This window comes from Mycobacterium sp., assembly GCF_039583785.1.
Lineage (GTDB): Bacteria > Actinomycetota > Actinomycetes > Mycobacteriales > Mycobacteriaceae > Mycobacterium.
Map to the genome: position 1 here is coordinate 1,825 of NZ_JAVKSG010000151.1, position 1,561 is coordinate 3,385.

The window sequence follows — 1,561 nt, forward strand, 5'->3', positions numbered from 1 at the left end:
GGAGAAATGGAGTGGGATTAATGGAAATACTTCCTTTATTAGATGGTTGGAGCATTGATTTTCCGTATTTTCAACAGAATATATTAATTAACACAAATAAGTATACAGAAATTTATAAAACCAACTCAAAAGGATATGATAAAGGATATATATTTTTCAGTATTATGGCAATTTCTACAGATAATTTTTCCATAAGGTTAACAGTTGACGAAACGGGTATAAGTGAAATACCTTTTCAAGCGCTTGCTTTTGGTCAAAGCAAATCTGGATTTTCAGTTCCAAGTGCTTTAGCAGCAAATGTATATGTTCCAGCATTTCTATATTCTCAAAATTTATATATTGCTGATGGATTTTCTAATCCATATTCAGTGGTGGCATATTATAGTTCTATACCTTTTCCATATAAAAACGGCTTATCACTTGAAATACAGGTTAATGACCCACCACAAACAATTGCAGAAGTTAGTTTAGGAATAATAGGCATTGATGATTTTTCAAAATTTAAAAGTAGTTTTAAAGATTTATTTACTGGTGGTAAAAATGGTACTAATTAAAATATTCCACAATAATACACTGGTAATAAAAGATACACAAGTGCATAGTAACACTACAGGTGACGTAGCTTTGCTCAATACAAATAATGTTATACCACCAATAAGAGACTTTTCCTATTTTATTCAAAATGCCTTAAATACCAGCATAATTGTAAATGTAAGAAATTATATAACAAACACTCTATATACAATTACCTCAACAGAAACTATACCAAAAAATTCTTCATATTTTTTTAGAGATGTACCTATAACACCTTTCAGTTCTCTTGATATATCTGCAGTATCTATTCCAACAGGATATGTAACGGGCTATGCCATAATAAACTATAATTATAGCTCGTGATAATATGGAAACAACTATAAATTGTGAAATAACAAATACAAAATTCGATGATATAATAAATAATATAAATATATTAAATAAAAAGGTAGACCTTTTCATGAAACTTGCTTCATCTTTTCCTCTTTTATTAAATAAAAAATAGAAATATTTATATATTCGTGTAATGTGATAATATGGATAACAAGACAACTGAATTGGAAGTTAGAATAGCGATATTAGAAAATACAATAAGTGTTATTAATAATAGCTTAATAGACTTAAATAAAAAAATAGATAAAGCCAACGAACAGCTGCAAAAAACTTTGAATGATATAAATGTTGAAAAAATAAATAGGCTATCAAATAAATTAAATGATATTCAAAATAAGAGTTTTATAAGTAAAAAAAGGTTTCTCATTATAGTTTCAATAATTGTTTCAGTAAGCACTTTAATATTTGATATGTTATATAAATTGTTTCTATGAATACCCTATAATAAACATTTTTGTGATTTCTAATCCTTTATCTATAGTTATTTTTAATTGTCCATTAAATGTTTCATTTTCCATGTTAAACACGTAATATTCATCATTATTATATGCAAATCCTATGTCAGAATAATATTGATAATCTCCTACATAAAAGTCTTTTCCATTAACAGTAAAAGATAAATTTTTAAAAGGGG

At 26.3% G+C, this 1,561-nt stretch carries 3 protein-coding genes; 2 read left to right on the plus strand and 1 reads right to left on the minus strand.

Annotated features, from left to right (window positions below; all coding sequences use genetic code 11):
• A partial coding sequence (locus tag ABDV69_RS20675) for a hypothetical protein (RefSeq protein WP_343577657.1) occupies positions 1-554 on the plus strand: 554 nt, incomplete at its 5' end.
• 516 nt (positions 555-1,070) lie between these two features.
• A complete protein-coding gene (locus tag ABDV69_RS20680; RefSeq protein WP_343577658.1) occupies positions 1,071-1,361 on the plus strand; it encodes a hypothetical protein in 291 nt (96 codons plus the stop codon).
• Here the strand turns inward: ABDV69_RS20680 and ABDV69_RS20685 are convergent.
• On the minus strand, positions 1,356-1,561 hold a 206-nt coding region (locus ABDV69_RS20685; protein ID WP_343577659.1), incomplete at its 5' end, for a hypothetical protein. The genes ABDV69_RS20680 and ABDV69_RS20685 overlap by 6 nt on opposite strands.

Bases quoted from the DNA above. Each gene is read 5' to 3' on its own strand.
- ABDV69_RS20680 (WP_343577658.1), top strand. From the start codon at position 1,071: ATGGATAACAAGACAACTGAATTGGAAGTTAGAATAGCGATATTAGAA.